This window comes from Bacillus sp. XT-2, assembly GCF_025696525.1.
GTDB classification, from domain to species: Bacteria; Bacillota; Bacilli; order Bacillales; family Bacillaceae; genus Bacillus; species Bacillus halotolerans.
Genome location: NZ_JAHVOC010000009.1, coordinates 132,201 through 157,825 on the forward strand (window position 1 = coordinate 132,201; position 25,625 = coordinate 157,825).

21 protein-coding genes and 1 pseudogene are annotated in these 25,625 nt (G+C 43.5%); 10 read left to right on the top strand and 12 right to left on the bottom strand.

Annotated elements, in window-relative coordinates; all coding sequences use genetic code 11:
* Window positions 1-139: 139 nt before the first annotated feature.
* The 3 genes from KXD37_RS20315 to KXD37_RS20325 all read right to left on the bottom strand — a co-directional run bounded on the left by KXD37_RS20315 (window position 140) and on the right by KXD37_RS20325 (window position 2,524).
* Complete coding sequence (locus KXD37_RS20315; RefSeq protein ID WP_254518092.1) at window positions 140-1,153, bottom strand: hypothetical protein; 1,014 nt, start codon at window positions 1,151-1,153, stop codon at window positions 140-142.
* A 104-nt stretch (window positions 1,154-1,257) separates the two neighbouring features.
* Window positions 1,258-2,178, bottom strand: coding sequence for a DUF5655 domain-containing protein (locus KXD37_RS20320; protein ID WP_254518091.1), 921 nt, complete (start codon window positions 2,176-2,178; stop codon window positions 1,258-1,260).
* 1 nt (window position 2,179) lies between these two features.
* Window positions 2,180-2,524: a hypothetical protein gene (locus KXD37_RS20325; protein WP_254518090.1), complete on the bottom strand. Its 345-nt coding sequence runs from the start codon at window positions 2,522-2,524 to the stop codon at window positions 2,180-2,182.
* Window positions 2,525-2,690: 166 nt separating this feature from the next.
* On the opposite strand from KXD37_RS20325, the gene KXD37_RS20330 reads away from it, so the two are divergent.
* From KXD37_RS20330 to KXD37_RS20360, 7 genes are all read left to right on the top strand, one after another.
* On the top strand, window positions 2,691-4,700 hold the full coding sequence (locus tag KXD37_RS20330) for a T7SS effector LXG polymorphic toxin (RefSeq protein ID WP_254518089.1): 2,010 nt from the start codon (window positions 2,691-2,693) through the stop codon (window positions 4,698-4,700).
* A 5-nt stretch (window positions 4,701-4,705) separates the two neighbouring features.
* The gene (locus KXD37_RS20335) at window positions 4,706-5,188 is read left to right on the top strand and encodes an antitoxin YezG family protein (protein WP_151174809.1); all 483 of its coding nucleotides are present in this window, start codon (window positions 4,706-4,708) and stop codon (window positions 5,186-5,188) included.
* 92 nt (window positions 5,189-5,280) lie between these two features.
* Entirely contained in the window at window positions 5,281-5,751 is a 471-nt protein-coding gene (locus KXD37_RS20340) for an immunity protein YezG family protein (protein WP_151174808.1), read from the top strand.
* A 76-nt stretch (window positions 5,752-5,827) separates the two neighbouring features.
* Window positions 5,828-6,298, top strand: coding sequence for an antitoxin YezG family protein (locus KXD37_RS20345; protein ID WP_151174807.1), 471 nt, complete (start codon window positions 5,828-5,830; stop codon window positions 6,296-6,298).
* A gap of 243 nt (window positions 6,299-6,541) precedes the next feature.
* Window positions 6,542-6,847 carry a hypothetical protein gene (locus KXD37_RS20350; RefSeq protein WP_151174806.1) on the top strand — a complete coding sequence of 102 codons (306 nt, stop codon included), beginning with the start codon at window positions 6,542-6,544 and terminating at the stop codon, window positions 6,845-6,847.
* A 189-nt stretch (window positions 6,848-7,036) separates the two neighbouring features.
* Window positions 7,037-8,164 (top strand): Rap family tetratricopeptide repeat protein, encoded by a 1,128-nt coding sequence (locus tag KXD37_RS20355; RefSeq protein WP_151174805.1) that lies wholly within the window; start codon window positions 7,037-7,039, stop codon window positions 8,162-8,164.
* Complete coding sequence (locus KXD37_RS20360; protein WP_003240078.1) at window positions 8,154-8,351, top strand: hypothetical protein; 198 nt, start codon at window positions 8,154-8,156, stop codon at window positions 8,349-8,351. Before KXD37_RS20355 ends, KXD37_RS20360 begins: the two co-directional genes overlap by 11 nt.
* 233 nt (window positions 8,352-8,584) lie before the next feature.
* On the opposite strand, the gene rlmD is transcribed toward KXD37_RS20360, so the two are convergent.
* The 3 genes from rlmD to srfP all read right to left on the bottom strand — a co-directional run bounded on the left by rlmD (window position 8,585) and on the right by srfP (window position 14,241).
* Entirely contained in the window at window positions 8,585-9,970 is a 1,386-nt protein-coding gene (gene rlmD, locus KXD37_RS20365) for a 23S rRNA (uracil(1939)-C(5))-methyltransferase RlmD (RefSeq protein ID WP_254518088.1), read from the bottom strand.
* 57 nt (window positions 9,971-10,027) lie between these two features.
* Window positions 10,028-10,939 (bottom strand): diacylglycerol kinase, encoded by a 912-nt coding sequence (locus KXD37_RS20370; RefSeq protein WP_010333270.1) that lies wholly within the window; start codon window positions 10,937-10,939, stop codon window positions 10,028-10,030.
* A 152-nt stretch (window positions 10,940-11,091) separates the two neighbouring features.
* Window positions 11,092-14,241, bottom strand: a complete 3,150-nt coding sequence (gene srfP / locus KXD37_RS20375) for a surfactin resistance protein SrfP (RefSeq protein WP_106021526.1) — start codon at window positions 14,239-14,241, stop codon at window positions 11,092-11,094.
* 130 nt (window positions 14,242-14,371) lie between these two features.
* Here srfP and KXD37_RS20380 point away from each other — a divergent pair.
* Window positions 14,372-15,239: pseudogene (locus KXD37_RS20380) on the top strand (TetR/AcrR family transcriptional regulator); the annotation flags it as partial.
* Window positions 15,240-15,266: 27 nt separating this feature from the next.
* Here the strand turns inward: KXD37_RS20380 and gatB are convergent.
* From gatB to gatC, 3 genes are read right to left on the bottom strand one after another with little or no spacing between them, the layout of a single operon-like run.
* Window positions 15,267-16,697 carry an Asp-tRNA(Asn)/Glu-tRNA(Gln) amidotransferase subunit GatB gene (gene gatB, locus KXD37_RS20385; protein WP_254518087.1) on the bottom strand — a complete coding sequence of 477 codons (1,431 nt, stop codon included), beginning with the start codon at window positions 16,695-16,697 and terminating at the stop codon, window positions 15,267-15,269.
* 13 nt (window positions 16,698-16,710) lie between these two features.
* A complete protein-coding gene (gatA, locus tag KXD37_RS20390; RefSeq protein ID WP_106021524.1) occupies window positions 16,711-18,168 on the bottom strand; it encodes an Asp-tRNA(Asn)/Glu-tRNA(Gln) amidotransferase subunit GatA in 1,458 nt (485 codons plus the stop codon).
* Window positions 18,169-18,183: 15 nt separating this feature from the next.
* Window positions 18,184-18,474, bottom strand: coding sequence for an Asp-tRNA(Asn)/Glu-tRNA(Gln) amidotransferase subunit GatC (gene gatC / locus KXD37_RS20395; protein WP_024120463.1), 291 nt, complete (start codon window positions 18,472-18,474; stop codon window positions 18,184-18,186).
* Window positions 18,475-18,886: 412 nt separating this feature from the next.
* Between gatC and opuE the strand changes: the two genes are divergently transcribed.
* Together opuE and KXD37_RS20405 are read left to right on the top strand one after the other, a co-directional pair.
* The gene (gene opuE, locus KXD37_RS20400; protein ID WP_103672132.1) at window positions 18,887-20,365 is read left to right on the top strand and encodes a proline transporter OpuE; all 1,479 of its coding nucleotides are present in this window, start codon (window positions 18,887-18,889) and stop codon (window positions 20,363-20,365) included.
* A gap of 105 nt (window positions 20,366-20,470) precedes the next feature.
* Window positions 20,471-21,169 (top strand): MgtC/SapB family protein, encoded by a 699-nt coding sequence (locus KXD37_RS20405; RefSeq protein ID WP_081638247.1) that lies wholly within the window; start codon window positions 20,471-20,473, stop codon window positions 21,167-21,169.
* A 39-nt stretch (window positions 21,170-21,208) separates the two neighbouring features.
* On the opposite strand, the gene KXD37_RS20410 is transcribed toward KXD37_RS20405, so the two are convergent.
* From KXD37_RS20410 to ligA, 3 genes are all read right to left on the bottom strand, one after another.
* Complete coding sequence (locus KXD37_RS20410) at window positions 21,209-22,216, bottom strand: phosphotransferase enzyme family protein (RefSeq protein WP_205407900.1); 1,008 nt, start codon at window positions 22,214-22,216, stop codon at window positions 21,209-21,211.
* Window positions 22,217-22,392: 176 nt separating this feature from the next.
* Window positions 22,393-23,583, bottom strand: a complete 1,191-nt coding sequence (locus KXD37_RS20415; RefSeq protein WP_024120459.1) for a CamS family sex pheromone protein — start codon at window positions 23,581-23,583, stop codon at window positions 22,393-22,395.
* Between the two features lie 15 nt (window positions 23,584-23,598).
* Window positions 23,599-25,605 carry an NAD-dependent DNA ligase LigA gene (gene ligA, locus KXD37_RS20420; protein WP_106021522.1) on the bottom strand — a complete coding sequence of 669 codons (2,007 nt, stop codon included), beginning with the start codon at window positions 25,603-25,605 and terminating at the stop codon, window positions 23,599-23,601.
* Window positions 25,606-25,625 lie beyond the last annotated feature (20 nt).

A 25,625-nucleotide genomic window follows, 5' to 3' on the forward strand; every position in this document is an offset into this window, starting at 1 on the left:
TATGTCATATTCTATCAATCCCAAATTTCGAAAACAAGACAACAGGAAGAAATTGTTTTTTCATCCTGTCAATTTGTTTTTCTCCGCTAAAAAGGACCCCATGGAAGGGTCCCGTGTCATTCTTTTTTCATATACGTTTTCACTGATCGTACACCACAACAAAATCCTGAACCTTCACTTGTTCCTCAGGCAAATCAAACTGATAAAGCATCTTCTTAGAATGGATATCAAACACACCCACGTACCCGCCAATGCCCTTTTTATGCTCTTCCTGGGCAACAACATACAGTTGATTCCCCTTAAACTTTGCATCCATATAAGGGAATTTTAAGCCGTATGTGCGAAAAGAAAAGTCCTTCCCATACTCAAGCAGGTTCGCTTCCCCCTCTTTGTCTTCGTACGTCACATAAAAACTGCCGCTTTCTTTGTCATAGTACACGGTATCAGCATACTCAAGATCATCAGGATACGGAATATATTTTGTCTTCCATGTTCCTTTTTCAATCACAGTCAGTTCATGCTCCGAGCTCGCGACAATAAATTCCTCCGAGTCTGCGAATTTATCAGCGTATGAGGCTAAGCTCAGGGTCTCTATGATTTCCTCTGTGTTTCTGTCAATCACGTAAATTGCCATGCCTTGAATGACATAAATATAATTCTCGTCACTCGACCCCATCGTGACAAGCGAAGGCAAGGTGAGGCTATATTCCTTTTTCGTTTTTTTGTCGTTTATATGGACGTCATTCCCCGTCGTATCAACGTTATAGGCCTTAACAGAAACATCCTTCCCCTTATACCAAAACGAAAATGGATTTGATAGCGGATGCTTTTTTATAGCATCCTTCTCCAGCGTGTAATAAAAGGACTCATGTTCCGCTAATAATACAATGTCTGTTGATGCGTAAGACTTCGTTTGGATGTACGGCACATCCGCCACCTTGAACGTGCGCCTATTAAATCTTTCGCCTGTTGAGGTTGAGAGCAGCGTGCTTTCTTTTATGAGAGGGTTGGAATAGATAAAAAAGATGCGGTCTTCTTCGGGATGGATAGAGGAAGTTGTGACCGGATATGTGTTCTTATTTTGAGAGTAAATATATGCAGCCAACATTAAAACACTTGCGAATAAGCCCAATAGTATAAAACGCTTTTTCATATAAACAACTCCCAGTATATGGTTCAAAACTCTATATCATTTTCAACATGCTCTGCACATTTCCCTTGTAACCCAATAAAAAAAGAACTTCTCAATGGAAGTTCTCACTTATTTTTCTCGTAGGATTGTTTGATCAATCCCATGATATATTCAATGTCTTCGTCATCTTTTATAAAAATCTCATAGTCGCCATTTCCCCAGTGGCCGGTCTCAGAGACATCTCGCATTCTCTCTTCGGGATCATCCAATTCTCCCTTTTTCATATTCACCCACACCTTAAGTCCGCTTTTTAAAAGAGAAATATCCACGAAGTTCCGCTTATTTGACGTAAACGCAATATAAATCTTCGTCGGTTTGATTGAAATATGATCGTCCAAATTTAAAATGAATTCCTTTAGCTGCTGATAAAGCTCTATGATGTCAAACGGCTTATCTGCAAGGTGATCCTCTTCAGAAAACACTTTAATTTCTTTACTGACCTCTTGAATGGTCTCACTTTGCCGTGAAATGGTCTTAATCGACTCGGATACGCCCTCAGCTTTCATTTGATTCATATGAATCAGACCATTTTCATATCTTTTCATCTCCCACAATTCAATTGGAAGATCTTTAAAATGGATGGATTGCTTTTGATACACTGTAAAAACAGGTGAAATAAAAATGACCTTAGACTGCGACCAGTCCACATCATCCCGCTTTAACGGACGTTCATGATTCTCATTGTACTCTAGAATAAAATCAGCTTTATGATTGAGCATTGCTGCTAAATAGGCGTAGCCCTGATCAACAACACTGAAGTTCTTCGTATTTTTATACTCGATAATCACGAAAGCACTTGTCTCATCATCAAACGCTAACGTATCAATGCGGAAATTATTAATCCTGAATTCGGATTTTACAAACCTGAGACCTAACATCTGCTGAAGATTTGTTTCACATAAATCCTGAATCTCTTTTTCTTTTTTAAAAGGTTTCTCGCGAATATCTTCTATCTGATTTTGGTTGTTCACTTTATAGAGATACATGCTAGGCTCCTTTTACTAGTTCCATTAAGGTTTCTAAAGATAGACTTGAAACCGGATTTTGCGTTTTCGTTTTCAGCGTACTGCCAATCAAATAAGAATAGTCACGGCACTCTGCCAATTGAAGCCGGACTCTATTATTCGTTTTAGTGATCTTGGCGGGTTCATCAGATTCCCAAGCGTCAACGATTTTGTAAACATTTAAAATCACACCGCTCCGAACAACAATTGCCCGTTTACATTCCTTTGCCCTAGATAATTTCATATCCCAGTTCCCGCAGGCGCGGTTTGTTAGCGTGTCGCCTTTTTGAATATCCTTGATCTTTATGATTAAGAAATCTTTATCCAAATGAGCTCTTCCCCTTTTTATTGATCTATCGTCATCATATCAAATCTGTGCATATATACACATGCCAAATGACTCATTTTTCCATCGAAACAAGTTTCCACAGCCATTCTCATCCCGCGCCGTGGTAAAATTTTGATATTGAGCTAACAAAAGAAGGGAAATGGTCATGAAAGTACTTGAAGCGAAAACACTGCTTTCTGAAGCGACAGACCGCGCGAAAGAGTATAAAGAACTAAGAACCCAAATGGTCAACTTGAGAAAAGCATTAAAAAGCGTCGCTGATCTCAGTGACAGCGAATTCTCAGGAAAAGGCGCCAGCAACATCAAAGCCTTCTATCACGACCACGTCGGAGTCACCGACCAATGGATCGACTACATCGACATGAAAATCGCATTTTTCAACAGCATCGCCGGAGCCGTCGAGGATAAAGCCCTCTCTGACGCATACATCGAAGAATCCTTTCTGGAGCACGAACTGGCAAATGCCCATAAAAAATCGAAGTCCATCATGTCCGAACAGAAAAAAGCGATGAAAGACATCCTGCACGATATCAACGACATCCTCCCGCTCGACCTGTTTTCAACAGAAACCTTCAAAGACGAGCTGGCTGATGCCAACGACAAACGCAAAAAAACACTGGAAAAATTGGACGGCTTGGACGAAGACCTGCAGACAGAATACGCCCTGTCTGAACCGAACGAACAATTCATCAAGTCCGACTTCCAAAAGCTCCAAGAAGCAACGGACAAAGGCAAAAACGCCACACCCATCCACTACAACGCCAAGGCGTACCGTGAGAGTGACATACATAAGAAAAAAGGCGACATTGAAAAGCGGACGGATGCTTATTTGAAGATTAAGAAAGAGGAAGCGAAGGAACGTGAGATTGAAAAACTGAAAGAAAGACTGAAAAACTACGATTATGCGGATGCCGATGAATTTTACTCAATGGCAAAAACGATCGGCTATGAAAATCTGACAGCAGAACAACAGAGATACTTCACCCAAATTGAAAACACGCGTGAGTTTGAAGCAGGCTTCAAAGGGGTCGCCGTCGGCCTTTACGATTCAGGAAAAGACGCGGTCACAGGCCTGTGGGATATGGTCACAGATCCGGGTGGAACCGTTGAAGCCATTACAGGAGCGGTGGCTCACCCGATCAAAACGTATGAAGCCATTTCAGCGGCAATCGAAGAATCGTATCAAAAAGACATGGTGAATGGTGACACCTACTCACGAGCAAGATGGGTGTCATATGCGGTTGGCACTGTTGTCACATCAGTTGTCGGCACAAAAGGCGTAGGCGCCGTCTCAAAAACTGGCACAGCCGCCAAAGTGACGACCAAAGTCAAAACAGCAGCAAGCAAATCAGCAACAGCCCAAAAAGCCATAACGGTCTCAAAACAAACCGTTGATCACGTCAAACAAAAAGTAAACAAAGGCATAGAAGTATCAAAAAAACACGTCAAAACCAAGTTAAATCAAATCGGAGATCTCACACTTGCAGACATTCTCCCCTATCATCCCCGTCACGATTTAGTGCCGGCAGGCGTCCCTTACAACGCAGTCAATGGGGTCACACTTAAAGAGGGACTGCAGAAATTCGCCAAGGTCATCCTGCCGAAACCGTACGGAACTTCTTCAAGCGGAAGACGAACACCAGCGCCAGTTGTGCCGCCGGTAACCGTCAAATACGGCGAGCATTATGCAAAATGGAGCAGAAAGAAAGTGCTGAAGCCTAATGTTGTCTATAAAACAAAAGAAGGCTACACGTACACCACTGACAACTATGGTAGAATTACAAGTGTCAAAGCAGACTTGCAGCTAGGAGAAGCAAAACGAAACCAATATGCACAGTCGAATGCTGGAAAGCCTCAAGACCGAAAGCCTGACGATGATGGCGGGCATTTAATCGCCACCCAATTCAAAGGCTCAGGCCAGTTTGACAATATCGTGCCGATGAATTCCCAGATTAATAGGAGCGGCGGGAAATGGTACAAGTTAGAACAGGCATGGTCGCAGGCGCTTAAAGAAGAGCCTCCAAAAAAGGTTACTGTCACAATTGAAAATGTGTATGAGAGCGATTCGTTAAGACCCACTTTATTTGATATAACATATAAAATTGGAGAAGAAAGAACAAAGAGCATAACAATTAGAAACCAATTTGGAGGCTGATGAAAATGGAAACTGCTAAAATGGAACAACTATATCAAAAGATTGCTGAAAAAATAAATGATATGATTCCCTCCGAATGGATGAGGGTTACTCTATATGCCGAAATTTTGGATGACTCCAGAGAAGTTTATTTTTTCTTTAACACACAAGAAGACGAAGAATATATTTATTCACACGATATTCCAGAAAATTTCCAAGTAAGTAATCGAATTTACAAAAATATGCTACTAGACCTTCAAGATTTATTTGATGAATTAAGGGATGAATTTAAAAAGCAATCCTCAGATATTTGGACTAACCTCACACTAAATTTAGAAAGAAATGGGGAGTTCTCAATTGATTATGATTATGAAGATGTACTGGCTTCAAAATATACTGATACTGAGCGACAAGTAATTTGGGAATATAAGCACTTGGGAATTACGCCAATGAGCGAGAGCAGCAGAAAGTTCCTTGAACAATATCTAAATGAACAATCGGATAATTAAATGAAACAATGTAGTTTTTTATTTACAGATGGTTAAGGATTATTTAAATATTAAATAATGCCCTCAACAATTCAAAGTTAAAGGTTAATCTAATGGAAACTCAAAAAATGGGTGAACTATATCAAAAGATTGCTGAACATCTAAATGAAATGATTCCATCGCAATGGGAAAAGATCATTTTATATGCTGAAATACTTGATGACTCAGCAGATATATACTATTATTTTACAACACCAAATAATAGTGATTACTTATATTCTCATTATATACCTGGAGAATTTAATGTAAGCGAAGAAATTTACGATCAACTGCTGATTGAACTTCAAGAGCTATTTGAAGAACTAAAAGAAGAATTTAAACTAGGCAACCAAGATATTTGGACTAATCTCACTTTAAAATTAGAAAACACCGGAAAGTTTTCAATTGATTATAATTATGATGATGTTTTATCGTCTGAACTTAATGACCTTCAAAGACGAGATGTTTGGAAATATCAAAATTTAGGGATATTTCCTGAAGATGAGAACGATAAAGAATTTGTAATAAGCTACTTCGGTCTATAAATCAATAATGGCTCAGCGCTTCTCTGCTGGGCTATTTTTGATAACTAAGATTTCTCGACGATTGAAGGTGAAAAGATTGGAAACTAAAAAAATGGGTGAATTATATCAAAAGATAGCTGAGCAAATAAATGAAATTATCCCCTCTGAGTGGGAGAAGGTTACTCTTTATGCCGAAATTTTAAATGATTCTTCAGAAGTTTACTTCTTCTTTACTACTCCACAAAATCAGGAATATATATATTCACACGATATTCCTGAACATTTTAATGTTGATGAAGATATATATGACGAACTTCTATATGAATTGCATGATTATTTCGAAGAGTTACAAAATGAATTTAAAACAAACAATGAAGACTTATGGACAAACCTCACTTTACATTTAGAAAGAAGCGGGAAATTCTCAATAGATTATGATTACACCGATGTCATTGCCTCAGATTTAAACGGTACTCTACGCCAAGTAGTATGGGAATATAAAAATTTAGGAATATTGCCTGAAGATGAGGATGATAAACAGTTTGTAATAAGCTACTTCGGTCTATAAATCAAAAATAGCTCAGCTTTTTACTGCTGGGCTATTTTATATTCTCAGGTTGGCTTTTATGGAAACCGAAAAAACAAACCTATTATAAAATTTGTTAACCGAGCAACTAATAAATTGATTGCTTCTGAATGGGTTAAAGTTTTCTATACGACGAGATTTTAGATGATTCTAGACTTTTCTTTAATACAGAGGATATTAAGGTTTTATATTTATCTCATATCTCTTTATAAAAGGAGCAACATTTTGACAGTAAGAAGAGAATTAATAAAACAAATTAATTTAACAATCACAGCAATAAAAACAAACAATCAAAAGTATCCAACTCCAATGGTCAAAAACATATTGAAAAGATACGAAGAAGCAAAAGTCTTTATCCAACATTTATCTGAGGAACAATTCGAAGAAGACCTCTCTAAAGTTAGAAATAAACTAGACACTCTGACAAGAGCATATCTAGAATCAGCTAACGACTACATGAATCCTATGCTCAGAGAAATGCATAATACAGAAAAGCTGCTAAAAAAGTATGATGAAACTGGTAAGTCATAATCACCGCAATCTAAAATTCGAAAATTGAGATTGCACTAACCCACACAAAACCAAATATAACGCAAAACACCCAAACAGCCATTTGCGGACAGCACCGAAAACTTTTTTTGCGGTCGCTCAACCCCTTCCTATTAAATTTCAGTATTGATAAAATTTACATAATTAGTGAGAAGAGGAAGGGTGAGCAGTTTGGGCACAATTTCGTCTCCGCACGTTGGGATGAAAATTAATGAGTGGAACCGGCATATTCAAAAGTTTAATGTGACTGACGCTGAAATGCTTAAAGCTGAGATCGAGCGGGACATTGACGTCATGGAAGAAGACCAAGACCTCTTGATTTACTATCAGCTCATTGCATTTCGTCATCAGCTTATGATCGACTATGTGATTCCATCTGAAGGAATCCAAATGGAGTTATCAGAATATTTAAAGAGAATTGAAGGCAGCAACAGGAAGATGGAGAAACTCGTTGAATACTACTATTACTTTTTTCAAGGGATGTATGAATTCAAAGAGGGCAATTTCTTAAGTGCTATTACATTCTATCAAAAAGCGGAAAACACCATTCCCTATATTTCAGATGAAATTGAGCGGGCGGAATTTTATTTTAAAATGGCTGAAGTGTTTTATCATATGAAACAAACCCACGTATCCATGCACTATTCTTCTCAGGCGTATAACATTTATAAAACGCACGACCTTTACTCAGTCCGCCGCATACAATGCCATTTTGTGATCGCAGGAAACTACGATGACCTAGAAAGTCATGAAAAGGCGCTCCCTCACCTCGAACAAGCACTAAAAGGCGCACGGCTGCTTGAAAGCAAAAACAAGCGGATTTACGGTCAAGCTTTATTCAATATCGGTAATTGTTATCTTAAAATGGGTGAATTGACGAAAGCAGCAAAATACATGGAGCAATCGATACTCCAATTCAAAAAATCAAATTTCAACAACTTGACACAAGCTTACCACGATTTAGCCTTAATTTATTTTCTTCAACATAAACAAGAACAAGCAATGGATTGTTTCAGAAAGGGCATACGCTTCGCATGTAAATTCGACAATGATCTTTTTAAAATCATGTTTGAAGGATTACAGGCACTGTTTATCAAAAAAGGAGAAGCGTCCATTTTATTAAATGTTTTCAATAAATTAGAGACATCCCAAGGATATCCTTATATGGAAGAGTTGGCATTATTAGCCGCAAAGTTTTATACTGAAATTGGGCAGATGGATGATTCTGTTATCTGTTTCAAAAAGATGGTTCATGCCCGCAAACAAATTCAGAGAGGGGATTGTTTGTATGAAATTTAAACTGACTTTGTGCGCTGTAATTGCTTTGATCGGTGTAAGCTTTATCAGTTCTTCCTTAGGAAATGAAGTAAATGTGGCATCCAGAAACATGACAAGCAAAGCTGCAAACGATTCAACGAACTCCCTGGCAGACAAAGCCATCTTTGACAAAGAAATGACGATTGCAGAAAACGGTACGCTTGGTTAAGGACAAGACGCAGCTTAGGCTGCGTCTCTTTTTCTAAAGAAATAGGTGACAAGGCGATAGAATGTTTATGTTCAAGATGCTGATCAACTTCTGCTTGAAATCCACAAAACGATGACCTCACTTGAGTGGCATATATCTAAAATTAGTGATCTAACTATAAAATTATTCAAGAAAAACAATGAAGTTTAGCCTTTCCAGTTATAACAATCAAAAAAGGCAACAACCCCCAAGGGTTAGTTGCCTTCTCTAAGTTCAAGCACAACCACACACTCCACATGATTCGTATGCGGAAACATATCCACAGGCTGCACTTCGCGCGTCTGATACCCGCCATCCTCAAGCACCCGCAGGTCTCTCGCAAGCGTACCCGGATTACAGGACACATACACCACCCGCTTCGGTTTCATCTCCACAATCGTCCGCAGGAGTGCTTCGTCGCAGCCTTTTCTTGGCGGATCGACGACTAGCGTATCAGCCGTGATGCCTTCTTCATACCATTTTGGAATCACGGTTTCCGCTTCTCCGACCGCGAACTCTGCGTTTGTGATGCCGTTTAATTCAGCGTTTCGCTTGGCGTCCTCAATCGCTTCCGGCACAATTTCAACGCCGTACACTTTTTTCGCTTGCTTTGCCAGGAAGAGAGAAATCGTTCCGATGCCGCAGTAAGCGTCAATGACGGTTTCTTCCCCTTGAAGCTCTGCGTACTCCAGCGCTTTGTCGTAGAGCACTTTGGTTTGCTCCGGGTTGACCTGGTAGAACGATCTGGCGGAGATGGCGAATTTGACGTCTCCGATGAGATCGTAGATGTATTCTTCACCCCAGATGACGTTTGTTTCGTTGCCGAAGATGACGTTTGTTTTGTTTGGGTTGATGTTTTGCACGATGGATTTGACGTGCGGGAATTGCGCTGTGATGTCTTCAATGATCTTCGCTTTGTGCGGGAAGTCGTTTGTTTTTGTGATGAAGACGATCATCATTTCACCCGTAACGACGCCGTATCTGACCATAATGTGGCGGAGCCAGCCTTTGTGGCGTTCTTCGTTGTAGGCTTTGACACCGTAGTTTGCGCAAATGTCTTTGACGGCTTGAACAGCTTCGTCGTTTTTGGATTGCTGGATCAGGCAGGCGCTCATGTCGATGATATCATGGCTTCTTTGCTGATAGAATCCGGCGACGAGTCCGCCTTCCCGTTCTCCTACCGGCACCTGTGCTTTGTTTCTGTAGTTCCATGGGTCTTGCATGCCGAGTGTCGGGTGCACGGTGACGTTGGACAGGTCCAGCTTGCCGATCCGTTCTAAGACATCTTTGACTTGTTTTTGTTTAAACAAGAGCTGTCCTTCGTAGGTCATGTGCTGAAGCTGGCAACCGCCGCATTGCTTGTAAATTGGGCATGGAGCGTCGGTTCTGTGCGGGCTTTCTTCTTTTAGCTCAATCAGGCGGCCGAAGGCAAAGCCTTTTTTGACACGTGTGACTTTGATTTGGGCTTTTTCCTCCGGCAGGGCGTTCGGCACGAAGATCGGGAAGCCCTGCACCTTCGCGACACCCGCTCCTTCATGAGTCAAATCCTCAAATGTCACGTCGTAGTATTCGTTTTTTTCTACTGGGGGGTTCATTTTCATGTATGTTCACCTCTTGTTTTAAGCGAAAGAAAAACTTGGCTCATTAAAGCCAAGTTTTTAGTCATCCAGCTGTTCCGCTTTCTCTTTCGGCATGACGACGTGAATGTGTCGATACAGATTCACGAATTCGCCCGGCAGCATGCCGCCGTACTCGCCGTCCAGGTTCAGCTGCATCTTTTCTGATACATTGACTTTCACGCGGTTCGCTTTTGTATAAATAATGTGCTGGTCGTTGATGTGTTCGCCGCGGAGCGCCATCGATGCGACTCTGATAAATTCAGCAAGGTTTGCTTTCTTTAATATCATCAAATCAAACATGCCGTCATTCAGGCTGGAATCCGGCGCGAGTTTTTCGAACCCGCCGACGGAATTTGTCAGCGTGACCAAAAACAGCATGATTTCACCTTGAAACAGCTTGCCGTCATATTCAATCTCGACTTCTGTCGGACGAAGTGAAGGCAGCATTTCCATACCCTTTAAATAATAAGCAAGCTGGCCGAGCATCGTTTTGAGTTTGCTTGGGACGTCGTACGTCAGCTCCGTCAGGCGGCCTCCGCCGGCGATATTGATAAAATACTGACCGTTGACCTGTCCGATGTCAATCGGGCGGGCAACGCCGTTAATCACCGTATCCGCCGCTTTTAAAATATCCTCTCGCGGAATGCCGAGCGCTCTGGCAAAGTCATTTGTTGTGCCGACAGGAATCACGCCGAGTGTCGGACGATTGTCTAATGGGGCAAGCCCGTTGACGACCTCGTTGATCGTTCCGTCTCCGCCTGCCGCAATGATTAGGTCAAACTCACGCAATGCCGCTTCCTTGGCAGCGTGCGTTGCGTCTCCCGCGCATGTTGTGGCATGGGTAGAGGTTTCATAGCCGGCTTGTTCAAATTTTTGCAGGACCTGGGCAAGATGCTTTTTAAAGACCTCCCGTCCCGAAGTCGGATTGTATATTATGCGTGCACGTTTCATTATCTCATCATCCTACTTAAGAGTATCCGATCCATTTTTACACTAACAACCTTTAATTATACTATGAGTTAAAAAAATCGCAACAAAATGTACATAATCTTACAGAAGGAAACACAGAAAAGCCCCAGCATAGCTGAGGCTTTTTGTCATTTTTACTCTTCTTCTGTTCCCGGTTTTTTCTTGCGGAACTTCGCCAATACTTCGTATACGATTGGCACGATCAAGAGCGTCAGAAGCGTCGAACTGATTAAACCGCCGATAACCGTTACGCCGAGTCCTTTTGAAATGACCTGGCTTCCGCCTTCGAAGCCGAGAGCTAATGGAATCAAGGCGCCGATTGTCGCGATGGCTGTCATCAGGATCGGACGGAGTCGTGTGGAGCCGGCTTCTAAGAGCGCTTCTCTCGTAGACAGTCCTTCCGCTTCCTTATGAATCACGCGGTCAATTAAGACAATGGCGTTTGTAACAACGATACCGATTAGCATCAGCATACCGATCATCGCGTTCAGACTGATTGTCTCACCTGATACGTAAAGTCCGACCAGGGCACCGATGATTGTAAACGGCAATGAGAACAGAATCGCAAATGGCGCTAATGCTCCGCCGAATGTAATCACAAGCACGAGGTAGACGATCGCAATCGCTGCTAGCATCGCTAATCCAAGCTTCGTAAAGGAATCCGCGATATCTGCGGAAACACCGCCTGTATCGATCGTTACATTGTCAGGCATGTCAAGCTTATCAATTTTCTTCTGGACATCAACGGATACAGCTGTGACGTTGTCTGATGTAACCTCACCTGTGACATCAGCATACACTTTTCCGTCACGTTTAGACACCGTATCAGATGTTGTGCCTTCTTTTACTTTTGCCACATCACCGATTTTGACTTCTTTGCCGGTCGCTGATGTGATCTTTTTGTTCTCTAAATCTTTGACACTCTTATACTCGTCTTTTTCGGTTTTAATGTTAACGTCAAGCTCTTTGCCGTCTTTTTTCACGGTTGTGAGCGGGTCCTGTGCTGTCTCTGACATTAGGGCCTTAGAAATTTGAGAAGCTGTTAAACCGAGTTTGCTCAGCTTTTCTTGGTCAGCCACAAATGTGTACTCATCATATGTGCTGGAAAGGCCTGAGTTTACGTTCTTCAGATCCTTTTCATCCTTCATGACCTTCTCAATATCTTTGACAGTGTCTTTAATGTCATTTTCTGAATCGCCATACACATAGTATGTCAATTCATTATTATTGCCTGAAGAGCTGAAGTCCTGTGACTTCCATTCTCCCCGGTCAGACTGCTTTTTGATTTCTTTCAGCACGTTGTCTTTTTCTTTATCAAAATTCGGCGTGTCGCTGTCATATTTGATATAGAACAATGCGCCGTTTGAGTCTCCTCCGGCAAGCGGGCTGCCAGAGCCTAATGAATACTGAACCGTATCGACATGCTTGCGGTCAAGCAGGATTTTTTCTGCTTTTTCAGCTTCATCTTCCGCTTCTTTTTTCGTTTCACCCGGTTCAGGGCTGTATGTGATCTGCATCGTTTTTTCTTCCTCTGACGGAAGGTAGCTGGCACCGATTAACGGTACAAGGAACAAGCTTCCGAGCAGCATCAGAACGGCGATGATAGACGTGATCCATTTGTGGCTCAGCGCCCAGTTCAATACTTTTTTATAGATGTTTGCGAGTCTGCCAGGTTTGTGTTCTTTCGCTTTTACAGGCGCTCCCGTTAATGATTTTTTGAACAGGCTGTGTGCGAGCATTGGCACGAGCGTGATCGAAATCAACAGGGATGCGGCAAGCGCAAATACAATTGTTAAGGCGAAAGGAATAAACAATTCACCAATTTGTCCGCCTACCAGTGCGAGCGGCAGGAATACCGCGATCGTCACAATAGTGGATGACATGATCGGTTTAAACATTTCCTTCGTTGCTTCACGGACCAGAGCTTTTCCGCGCAGCGGTTCATCTTTCAGCCTCATGCGGCGGTAAATGTTTTCGATCACAACAATGGAGTCATCAACAACCCGTCCGATGGCAACGGTCATTGCACCGAGCGTCATGATATTCAGTGTGATATCAAGCTGCTGCAGCACGAAAAGTGCGATCAGCAATGATAATGGAATAGAAATAATTGAAATTAATGTTGATTTGATATCTCTTAAGAATAAGAGAATAATCACAATCGCAAAAATAGCACCGAAGATGGCTTTGCTTAACATTGTTTCAACTGACTGTGTGATCGGCTCTGCCATGTCGAGTGTTGCGCTGTAGTTGAAGCCTTTATGGTCTTCTTTGAACTGCTTCAGCTCATCTTTGACATTGTCGGCAACCTCTACCGTGTTGGCATCGTTTGCTTTGATGATGTTGATGCCGATGCTGTCTTTTCCATTTGTGCGGGAAATTGATTCAGCTTTTTTGACATCTTTAATCGTTGCAATGTCAGATAGCTTGACCGTCGGCACGTCTGTGCTTACGCTTTGCTGCGCCTGCGCTGCTGCCTGCGGGCTTTGAGCCGCTTGTGCGCTTTGTGCTGCTGCGGCGCTGCTGCCTGCACTAGATGCAGATGCCGTTGGAATTCTCATATTCTTCAAATCTTTAATGGTTTCAATATCGCCGCTGACGACGACAGATTTTTCTTTATTTCCGAATGTGTACAATCCAAGCGGCGTTGTCACATCTGACCCCTGAATCACTTGCTTAACTGTATCTTCATCAAGGCCATATTCTTTCAGTTTGTCTTCTTTGAAAGAGAATTCAACCTCTTCCACCTGCTGGCCTGATACTTGGACTGAAGCAACGCCTTCTATGCCTTCAAGCTTAGAAACGAGGCTGTCCTCCACTTGTTTTGTCAGCTTTTGCAGATTATCTGAATCACTGGACACGCTCAGCGTCAGAATTGGGAAGGAGTTCAAACTGTAGCGTGAAATGTCCGGGTCTTTCGCGTCATCAGGCAGGCTGACGTTTTCTAATGCTTCAGCCGCTTCTGTTTTCGCTTTGTCCATATCTTTCTCATAATCATATTCAATCATGACCGACGATGCATTTTCATAGGACGTCGACGTAACAACGCTCACGCCGTCCAAATTCTGCACCGCTTGTTCAACCGGTTTCGTTACTTCATCAGCGACTTGGCTAGGCGTCGCTCCCGGATATGTCGTGCTGATTGTCAGGTAGGGCATGTTTACATCAGGAATGGATTCTTGCTTCATATTCATACCCGCGTACAAGCCGGCTGCCGTTACAATAATCGTCATCAGCCATACGGCGAATTTGTTTTTCAGAACGAAATTAATAACGTGATTCATCATATCCTCCATTGTGTTTTTATTGACTGACTGGTCATTCTATATAATACTAAACGGTATAACGCAACATCGTCAACTCATATACCAGAAAATTTTTCTAAATTTTTCAAGGATTAAGGGGAAGCACGTCATGAATGAGAAAAAAGAGAGAATCATAAAAACAAGCATTCGTTTATTTGCGAAAAAAGGATACGCTTCGACGACCATCCAGGAAATCGCCAGCGAATGCGGTATCTCAAAAGGCGCTTTTTATCTGCATTTCAAATCAAAAGAAGCGCTGCTATTGTCTGCCTGTGAATATTACATTGGCATGTCTATGAAAAAAATGCAACAAATAGAAGAGAATCTCGCCGGACAGCCGCCTAAGGATGTGCTGAAAAAACAAATCAGCGCCCAGTTTGAGGATTTTCGCGATCATAAGGATTTTATTGTTCTGTTGCTAACTGAAAATATCATTCCGGAAAATCAAGAAGTAAAGCAATACTTTTACAAAGTCACAGCCGAGACAGATAAGCTGTATCGGAACGCTTTGCTTGCGACTTATGGCAAGGAAACTGAGAACTACCTCTCAGACCTCTCCATCATGGCAAGAGGCATTGTGCACTCCTATATGAATGTGATGGTATTTAATGAAGAAATCAAAATTGATGCAGACAACATATCTGAATTTATCATGGAGAGACTGGATGATCTTGTACAGGGGCTAAGCCGTTCCAGCCTGAATCCGCTCATGCCAAAAGACATTTACAGCCTGGTGCCGGCGGATAAAGGCCAGATCCTTCAGGACATTCAAAAAGTGAAAGAAAACAGCGCATTGCCTGAGGACATCATCGTTTCGCTCGATGTGATCGAGGAAGAGCTGTCGCAGGAAAAGCCGCGCAAGCCGATTATCAAAGGCCTGCTGTCAAATTTGACCGGAAGTGATTTCGAAGAAGTTGAAAAGCTTCGCGCTTTAATCTCTATCTTTATTTCTATTTGATCATAAAAAAGCAGCTCTCCTCATTGCAGAGGGAGCTGCTTTTTTATTAGCGTTTTTTGATTTCTTCAAGCAGGATTTTGTTAACCATCGGCGGGTTGGCTTGTCCTTTGGACGCTTTCATAATTTGTCCGACAAGGAAGCCGATCGCGCGGTCTTTCCCGTTTTTAAAGTCTTCAATCGACTGAGGATTGTTGTCAAGCGCCTCTGTGACAAGCTTCAGAAGCACGCCTTCATCAGAAATCTGCACAAGGCCTTTTTCTTTCACAATCTTCTCAGCGTCGCCGCCTTTTTCAATTAATTCCTTGAACACTTTCTTCGCGATTTTAGAAGAAATTGTTCCTTTTTCAATCAATTGAATCATGCCGGCAAGGCCTTCCGGTGTCAGCGCAACATCAGAAAGCTCTTTTTGCTCAGCGTTCAGATAAGCTGACACTTCACCCATGAGCCAGTTTGATGCTTGTTTTGCTTCAGCGCCTTTTTGAACTGTTTCTTCGAAGAAGTCTGCCATTTCTTTTGTCAGTGTCAGAACCATCGCATCATATGCAGGCAAGCCAAGCTCATCGATATAACGCTTGCGGCGTTCATCCGGAAGCTCAGGAATGCTTGCTTTTACGCGCTGCTTCCATTCATCGTCAATGTAAAGCTCGACAAGGTCAGGCTCAGGGAAATAACGATAATCGTCAGAACCCTCTTTGACACGCATAAGAATGGTTTTCTTCGTTGCTTCATCGTAACGGCGAGTTTCCTGCTGGATCACACCGCCGGACAGAAGAACCTGCTCCTGGCGTTTTTCTTCATGCTCAAGGCCTTTTTGAACAAACGCAAAGGAGTTCAAGTTTTTCAATTCCGTTTTTGTGCCGAATTCCTCTTGGCCGATCGGACGAAGAGAGATATTGGCGTCACAGCGAAGTGAACCTTCTTCCATTTTACAGTCAGACACGCCTGTATATTGGATGATGGACTTCAGCTTTTCAAGATACGCATATGCTTCTTCCGGCGTGCGGATATCCGGCTCAGATACGATCTCGACAAGCGGCGTTCCCTGGCGGTTGAAGTCAACAAGAGAATAGCCGTCGCCTGTATGCGTCAGTTTTCCGGCATCTTCTTCAAGGTGAAGACGTGTGATGCCGATACGTTTCGTTTTTCCGCCGATTTCAATCTCGATCCAGCCGTTTTCGCCGATCGGCTTATCAAATTGAGAAATCTGATACGCTTTCGGGTTGTCCGGATAGAAATAGTTTTTGCGGTCAAACTTTGTATCCGTTGCGATTTCACAGTTCAGCGCCATTGCCGCTTTCATTGCGAATTCCACTGCTTCTTTGTTTAGTACAGGCAGGACACCCGGATACCCGAGGTCGATGACACTTGTCTGTGTATTCGCCTCCGCGCCGAATGGCGTCGGAGAGCTTGAGAAAATTTTTGAATTTGTTTTTAATTCAACGTGGACTTCAAGTCCGATTACCGTTTCAAAGTTCAATTCATTTCACCCCTTACAGTTCAGGTTTTGCTTTATGATGGTCTGTCGCTTGTTCGAATGCATGAGCGACGCGGTATACAGTGCTCTCGTCAAAGTGTTTTCCGATGATTTGCAGGCCGAGCGGAAGTCCGTCAGCAAATCCGCATGGCACGCTGATTCCCGGAACGCCGGCAAGGTTGACCGGAATCGTTAAGATATCGTTAGCGTACATTGTGAGCGGGTCCTTCGTGTTTTCACCGATTTTAAACGCAGGTGTCGGTGTAGTTGGTCCAACAATGACATCATATTTCTCAAATACGTCTTCGAAGTCTTTCTTAATCAAAGTACGCACTTTTTGCGCCTTTTTGTAGTACGCATCATAGTAACCTGAGCTTAAAGCGAACGTTCCAAGCATGATACGGCGTTTCACTTCATTTCCGAAGCCTTCAGCGCGCGTTTGCTTGTAAAGGTCGATCAGGTTTTCCGCATTGTCCGTGCGGTATCCGTAGCGGATGCCATCAAAACGTGCAAGGTTGGCAGACGCTTCAGAAGAAGACAGCAGGTAATACGTCGCAAGCGCGTATTTACTGTGCGGAAGAGATACTTCTTCCCATGTAGCGCCAAGGCCTTCTAGAACTTTGAGCGCTGCAAGAACAGATTCTCTCGCTTCTTTGCCGACGCCTTCGCCAAGATATTCTTTCGGAACCGCGATTTTCAATCCTTTGATATCGCCAGTTAATGAAGAAAGAAAATCCGGAACGTCTACATTTGCGCTTGTAGAGTCCATTTTATCAACACCTGAAATGGCTTGCAGCAAGAATGCGTTGTCCTCAACCGTACGTGTAATCGGCCCGATCTGGTCTAATGAAGACGCAAATGCGACCAATCCGTAACGGGACACGCGTCCGTATGTAGGCTTTAATCCGACAACGCCGCAGAAAGAGGCCGGCTGGCGGATGGAGCCGCCTGTATCAGAGCCAAGAGAAAACGGAACTTCTCCCGCAGCAACTGCAGCCGCAGATCCGCCGCTTGAACCGCCGGGAACCGTATCTAAGTTCCAAGGATTTTTCGTCAGCTTGTAAGCTGAGTTTTCTGTTGATGACCCCATGGCGAATTCGTCCATGTTCAGTTTTCCGATTGTGACCGCTTCAGCTTCTTGAAGGCGCTGAACGACAGTTGCGTCGTAGATCGGGTCAAAGTTTTCAAGAATTTTGCTGGAGCAAGTCGTGCGCAGCCCTTTTGTTACGATATTATCTTTTACGCCGATCGGCATCCCAAAGAGAAGACCATGCTCAGAACGGCTGTCAACCGCCTCATCGAGCTCCTTCGCATACGCGCGCGCTTTTTCTTCATCTAATGCCAAAAAGGCTTGTACCTTATCATCTACCGCTTGAATGCGTTTATAAGATTCATCGACCAGGTCAGAAATCTTAATCTCTTTTTTATGTATGAGCTGTTTTAATTCTGTGATTTTGTGATCAAATAATGACATTCTTGTGTCCCTCCTTTAGTCCAGAATTGATGGCACACGAATATAGCCGTCTTTGTGGTCAGGCGCATTTTTCATGACATCCTCAACCGGAAGACCTTTACCCGCTTCATCTTCTCTCATGACATTTTTCATTTTCAGCACGTGAGTTGTAGGCTCAACATGGTCTGTGTTGACTTCATTCAGCTCCTCGGCAAATGAAATGATGCTGTCAAGCTGTTCAGTGAACATTTTTGCTTCTTCTTCAGTAATCGCAAGTCTTGCAAGATGCGCAACGTGCTTTACTTCTTCTATTGAAATTCGTGACATATGATCCACCTCCACATATTTCTCCGTTAAGTCATATAATACTGATCATATCAAAAACAAGCCCTCTAAAGCAACAAAACGCCTTGGGGCGGGCCTGTGTTTTCGAGACAATACCCTATATATTTTATACTAAAAAGAGGCGAAGGAGAAACGAAATATTTTTCTGAAAATTTTTACTTTAATTATTTTTGAAAGCGTTTTAATCTTTATTCCCTTCTAGGTTTGCCCCGGTATTTCCCGCTGACCGTCTATGTTTCATCGCTTGAATGGGTGGGAATACTTTGTTAGGTTAAGTTACCAAGTGCACCTGCAAAAGAATGTCTTTTGTGTCGCACTTGCGCCAGGCTGCTTAACTGGCACCATCAATTTGAGAGGTGATGCAAAATTATTAGAATTGAAGAGAGGGTAAAACGTGAGTATTGAAATTATTATTTCTTTAGGAATTTACTTTATTGCCATGCTGTTAATCGGCTGGTATGCATTTAAGAAAACAACTGATATCAACGATTACATGCTTGGAGGAAGAGGTCTCGGACCGTTTGTTACTGCTTTGTCTGCCGGAGCGGCGGATATGAGCGGATGGATGCTGATGGGTGTTCCCGGCGCGATGTTTGCGACAGGGCTGTCAACCTTATGGCTTGCTTTAGGTCTTACAATCGGGGCGTACTCAAACTACTTGCTGCTGGCTCCAAGGCTGCGTGCTTATACGGAAGCGGCGGATGACGCGATTACGATTCCTGATTTCTTTGATAAACGATTCCAGCATTCTTCATCACTGCTGAAAATCGTATCTGCTTTGGTCATTATGATCTTTTTCACATTGTATACCTCTTCCGGTATGGTATCTGGCGGACGGCTGTTTGAATCTGCTTTTGGCGCGGATTACAAATTAGGCTTGCTTCTGACTACCGGTGTTGTCGTATTGTACACACTATTTGGCGGTTTCCTTGCTGTCAGTCTGACTGACTTCGTGCAGGGTGCGATCATGTTTGCAGCACTAGTGCTTGTGCCGATCGTTGCTTTTACCCATGTGGGCGGCGTTGCTCCGACTTTCCATGAAATCAGCGCTGTTAACCCGAATTTATTGGATATCTTTAAAGGCGCGAGCGTCATTAGCATTATTTCCTATTTAGCCTGGGGCTTGGGCTACTACGGCCAGCCTCATATTATCGTCCGGTTTATGGCCATTAAAAACATTAAAGATTTAAAGCCTGCGCGCCGAATCGGCATGAGCTGGATGATCATTTCAGTTCTCGGTTCCGTGCTGACGGGTTTAATCGGTGTTGCTTATGCCCATAAATTCGGTGTTGCTGTAAAAGATCCGGAGATGATATTCATTATCTTCTCTAAAATATTGTTCCACCCTTTAATTACAGGATTCTTATTGTCAGCTATTTTGGCTGCGATCATGAGTTCCATCTCCTCACAGCTCTTGGTAACAGCAAGTGCTGTGACAGAGGATTTATACCGGACGTTTTTCAGACGAAAAGCTTCCGATAAAGAATTAGTAATGGTCGGGCGTCTGTCCGTCTTAGTGATTGCCGTTATTGCGGTGCTCTTATCCTTGAATCCGAGCAGCTCCATTCTTGATTTGGTCGGATACGCGTGGGCCGGCTTCGGTTCAGCTTTCGGGCCTGCGATTCTGCTCAGCCTGTATTGGAAGCGGATGAACGAATGGGGCGCGCTTGCTGCGATGATTGTCGGGGCTGCGACCGTGTTGATCTGGATTACAACCGGCCTGGCAAAATCAACCGGTGTGTACGAAATCATCCCTGGGTTTATCCTCAGTATGATTGCCGGCATTATCGTCAGCATGATCACGAAGCGGCCTGCAAAAGCCTCTTACCGATTATTCGGTGTCATGGAAAAACTGTTAAAACGCAAAAAATAATCAAAAAGCCATCAAGCGCTGCTTGGTGGCTTTTGTGCCCTTGTTTTGCGATAAATACTGTGAGAAAATCATATTTATTTAAAAACACCATAGATAAGGGGGAAGTTGCTGTTGAGCTGGTATATTGATCCTGACATTTTATTAAAATTAGGCATTGCCACTTTGATTGGCATGGTCATCGGGCTGGAGCGCGAGCTGAAGAATAAGCCGCTCGGATTAAAAACCTGTATCGTTATCGCCGTCAGCTCATGCATGCTGACGATCGTCAGTATTAACGCGGCATATCATTTCCCTAAATACTACCGCATCATGATGGACCCGCTGCGTCTGCCGGCGCAAATCATCTCCGGCGTCGGGTTTATCGGCGCAGGTGTCATTTTGCGGAAAAGCAACGACGTCATTTCCGGCTTAACCACATCGGCTATGATTTGGGGTGCGGCAGGACTCGGGCTTGCTACCGGAGCGGGATTTTATAAAGAAGCCTTTGCCAGCCTTCTGTTCATCCTGATCAGCGTTGAATTTCTTCCGTGGGCGGTCAGAAAAATCGGTCCAGACCGTCTGCAGGAAAAAGACATCCGCATCAGAATGTCACTTTCTGATAAAGACAAAATGACAGAGATCTTAAAAGAAATGAAAAGAAGAAACATTAAGACACACTCCGTCCGAATCGATGACCTTCATGAAAAAGAATTTCCGATCATGGAAGTAAAAGTCCGTGTTCATAAAAACAGATATACGACCGATGTCTACTATGATATAAAAGACATTGAAGGTGTCGTCGGCGTGAAGTGCGATACATTATAAAAGCCAATGGGGCATTATATCCCATTGGCTTTTTTCGTTCTAGACGAGCTTAGAAAAATCAAATTCTGTGATCGGCGTGCGGTTTTCTATATCCCTTCTGAAACCGGCCAGCATTTCTTTTTCTTCTGCGCCTATTGAGTTAAGATCAAACATTTGATGCAGCAGTCCGTATATCAGCATGTGACGCAGGCGGAGAAAATCAGGTATTCTTTTCAGCCACGAAGCATCAAGATTATTTTCCTCTCTGTATCCGTTCATAAAGTGCGTCATAAATTCCTCTGTAAACACGGCTTTATTTTCATATGGAACGACCGGATACCACAGCACATTATAAAGGAGAATGCTGATATCATTGACAAACCAATTGTATCCGATGTCATCAAAATCAAATGTTGTGATTTTCCCTTGGTCCCAGTTAAAATTGCCATGGTGGAGGTCTGCATGAACCAAGCCGTAACTGTCCCTACTTTTTGGTAATTGGCGCAGTTCATTCATTAGCTCATCCGCCTGCTGAAACACCTGAGTCTGGTCTTCCGGCACGTATTTTCTAAGCATCAGCTGCTCTTCTTCATCCCACTCCTGTCTTTTAAAAGCAGGATTTTTGAGCTTGTAGCTTTTTGTCAAGCTGTGCATTTTCCCTGTGTATCTGCCAAGCTCAAAAAATAGGGTTTCATTCCAGTCGGATTCGTCCACTTTGTGCCCCGGCGCCTTCTCATAGGCTCGCAATAAAAATGCTCCGCCGTTTCCGTCAGGGACTTCTTCAATCTCTGTGCCATTTAGCGACGAAATCGGTTTTGCGACTGAAAGCCCGCCTTCATCCAGATGACGGAGCCATTCCATTTCACCCATCATATAATCAGCCGACCTGCGAATTGTATGGGTAACCTTTAAAATATAAGGTTCATTATCTTTTATAAACTCATATACATAGTTTTCGGCATCAGCCAGAAAACGCACCTGATTTCTTGAAAAACCGTATCTCCCCGCAGCCTCTGCCAAAACCTTCTCCTCACGAAATACTTTCTTGATTTCTTTATGCACGTTTATCTCCCTTTCTATGCCTTTGATTTCTTCTATTGTTTTTACACGATTTCCAGCATCAACATACCCCCATTTGGTTTTTGTTTCGACAGAAGCGGAAATGATTGCGGTTTCCTTATACTGTTAATTGTAACACAAAAAAACCCTCGAGCCTTAATTGGCACAAGGGTTTTGCATGTTTATCAGTCATAAATGTGAACAGTCGGCTCTTTATCGCCAGCATCGCGGAGAATGACCGCTTCCTGTCCGTCTGAGGATGTAATATCCACTTCGAGATCTAGTGAGCTCTTTGAGTAGTAGTCCATGACTTCACCCGTTAAGAACTGGGTAAACGCGACGACTTCACTCTTTCCGTAGAATTGCATCGGAATTTCAATTTTCATTTTCTTCATTTCATCGTTTTCATACAGGGCCGTTCCGACAACACCTGTGTAGTTCGGGAAGTAGTTGTCAATTGAGTTTTTGAACCGTTTAAAAACTTCAGTATCATCAGGATATTTCTCTGCAGTGCTCGTATCGGCCGGATAAAAGACGTATTTTTCATTTACATCGTCCCAGTTTGAAATATCAGAGGAGCCTGCTTTGACTTCTGTTTTGGCGATAAAATTGCCGGGAACGATTGATGTTTTGGACGCCTGTTTGTAAAGCGCAATCGTAATCGGCACATTTTTCAGGTTGTCTTTTTTGCGAAGGCGGTTAATGACCTCCTGCGCGATTTTTTCTCCCTGTTTACGGAGTGTGCTGTTGTCAATCTCCACTTCTTTTTGAGGGTCGCCTGTTTTTTCACGGTAGTAATACACTGAATTTAACGCCAAGCCGATCATAACGCCGCCAAGCTGGATGGAATTCTTGTCTTTTCTGACTAAGTAATCATGTTCCAGCATAGAAGCTAAATAAACCGGACTGCTTTCGTTTTTCTCTTCTGTTGAGCCAGAGCTAGGGAGCGCTGGGTTCAGACCTTCGTTTTTAAAGTTTTTATCTTCTTTTTGGGCTTTTTTCAGATCAGAGCCTGTTTTTTTCCGAGCAAGCCAGCTTAATACTGTATCTTCATCTAAGTATTGTCCTTCTTGGAACAGATAATCGTCTGTCGAGAAAGAGTCCTGGGCAAGGCGCATCAGCCCCGTTTCAAACTCATCAATATCAAGTCTTGTATTCAGCTGTTCCGTTGTCAGGCCGCGTGCTTTCCCCGCTTTAAACGGAAGCACCATTTTGTAATAGGAGTCAGAGATATTGTATTTCGGGATAATCGCTTTTTCTGACGATTTCGCCGTTTTTTGCGTAATCTCTTCCTCCTTCTTCCCCCCAAAACCTGACGAACAGGCAGACAGCATTAACACTGCCGCCGTTGCCGCCATTACCAACGTCTTTTTCAATAGAAAACACTCCTCTTATTTCTTTAGCTCTCCCATTAACTGTTCTTCATTCCACACTTCAATGTTCAGCTCTTGCGCTTTTGTCAGCTTGCTTCCCGCCGCTTCTCCGGCGATGACCAAGTCTGTGTTTTTGCTGACGCTTCCAGTCATCTTTCCGCCGAGCGCTTCAATTTGCGCTTTCGCTTCGCTTCTTGACAGCTCTTCCAGCTTTCCTGTCAGAACGATGGTTTTGCCTGCAAAATAGGAATCGCTGTCCTCTGCTTTTACTTTTTTCGGACCTTTATAAAGTGTGTTTACGCCCAGCTCCTCAAGCTCTGCCAAAAGCTCGAGCATTTCTTCTTTATGGAAATAGGTGATGACTGCGTCAGCCATTTTTTCACCGATTTCATCTATTGCGAGAAGCTCCTCTATGGTGGCTTTTTTCAGATTATCCAGGCTTTCAAAGTGCATGGCGAGCGTCTTTGCAGCCTTCGAGCCGATAAAGCGGATGCCGAGGCCGAATAACAGGCGCTCTAATGAATTTTCCTTCGATTTCTGTATAGAGCTGATCAGGTTTTCAGTTGATTTTTCGCCCATGCGTTCGAGCTGAATCACCTGTTCCTTCGTCAGCTTATACAGATCTGCCACATTTCGGACGAGATTCTCCTGAAACAGCTGTGTGATGACTCGTTCGCCAAGCCCGTCAATGTTCATGGCATTGCGGGAGACAAAATGAATCAGCCCTTCTCTGATTTGTGCAGGGCATTCGGGATTGATGCAGCGAAGTGCCACTTCTCCTTCAATCCGGACGAGTTCACTGCCGCATTCAGGGCATTCTGTCGGCATGCTGAATTCCTTTTCTTCCCCTGTCCGCTGTTCAACGAGAACGTTCACGACTTCAGGAATGATATCTCCCGCTTTTTTGACGACTACCTTATCCAAAATCCGGATATCCTTCTCTCTAATTAAATCTTCGTTATGAAGGGATGCTCTTGAGACCGTTGTCCCGGCTACTTTTACCGGCTCAAGAATCGCGGTCGGCGTAATCACACCCGTTCTTCCGACATTTAATTCGATATCGAGAAGCTTTGTCACGACTTCTTCTGCAGGAAACTTATACGCTATGGCCCAGCGCGGGCTTTTCGCCGTAAAACCAAGCTCCTCCTGCTGATCAAGGGAATCCACTTTGATGACGATGCCGTCAATTTCATACGGGAGATCGGCTCGTTTCGCCTGAATGTCATCGATCATCGCAATGACTTCTTCTATGCTGCCGCATTTTTTCCGTTCCTGGTTCGTTTTAAAGCCGATGTCGTCGAGAAAATCAAGTCCTTGGCTTTGTGTCTCCACACCCATTTCGTCAAGCTCCGCTATACTGTAGACGAAGATATCGAGATTTCGTTTCGCCGCAATTTTAGGGTCGAGCTGTCTGAGTGATCCCGCAGCGGCATTGCGTGGATTTGCGAAGGGTTCTTCCTCGTTTTTGATCCGTTCTTCATTGAGCGCTTCAAACGAACGCTTCGGCATATACGCCTCTCCTCGCACTTCAATCGAAAGGCTGCGTTTCATTTTGAGCGGAATAGTGCGGATCGTCTTCAGATTTTCCGTAATATCCTCTCCCGTCGTCCCATCGCCTCTTGTGGCGCCTCTGACAAAATAGCCGTCTTCATAACGGAGAGAAACAGCAAGACCGTCTATCTTCAGCTCCACATTATACGCCACATCATCACCCACGGCCTGTCGCACACGGCGGTCAAAGTCGCGGAGATCGTCAGCATTAAACGCGTTGCCCAGACTGAGCATCGGCGTGCCGTGAGTGACTTTTTGAAACGCATCAAGCACAGCGCCGCCGACACGCTGTGTAGGAGAATCAGGCGTTCTGAGGTCTGGATGCTCCTCCTCAATCGCAATCAGCTCCTGCATCAATCTGTCGTATTCGGCATCCGGGACGCTCGGTTCATCTAAGGTGTAATATTCATAGCTATACTTGTTGATGGTGCGGCGCAGTTCTTCTGCCCGCTGCTTCGCTGTTTCTTTGTCCATCTGCTTCTTCCTTTCCTCTT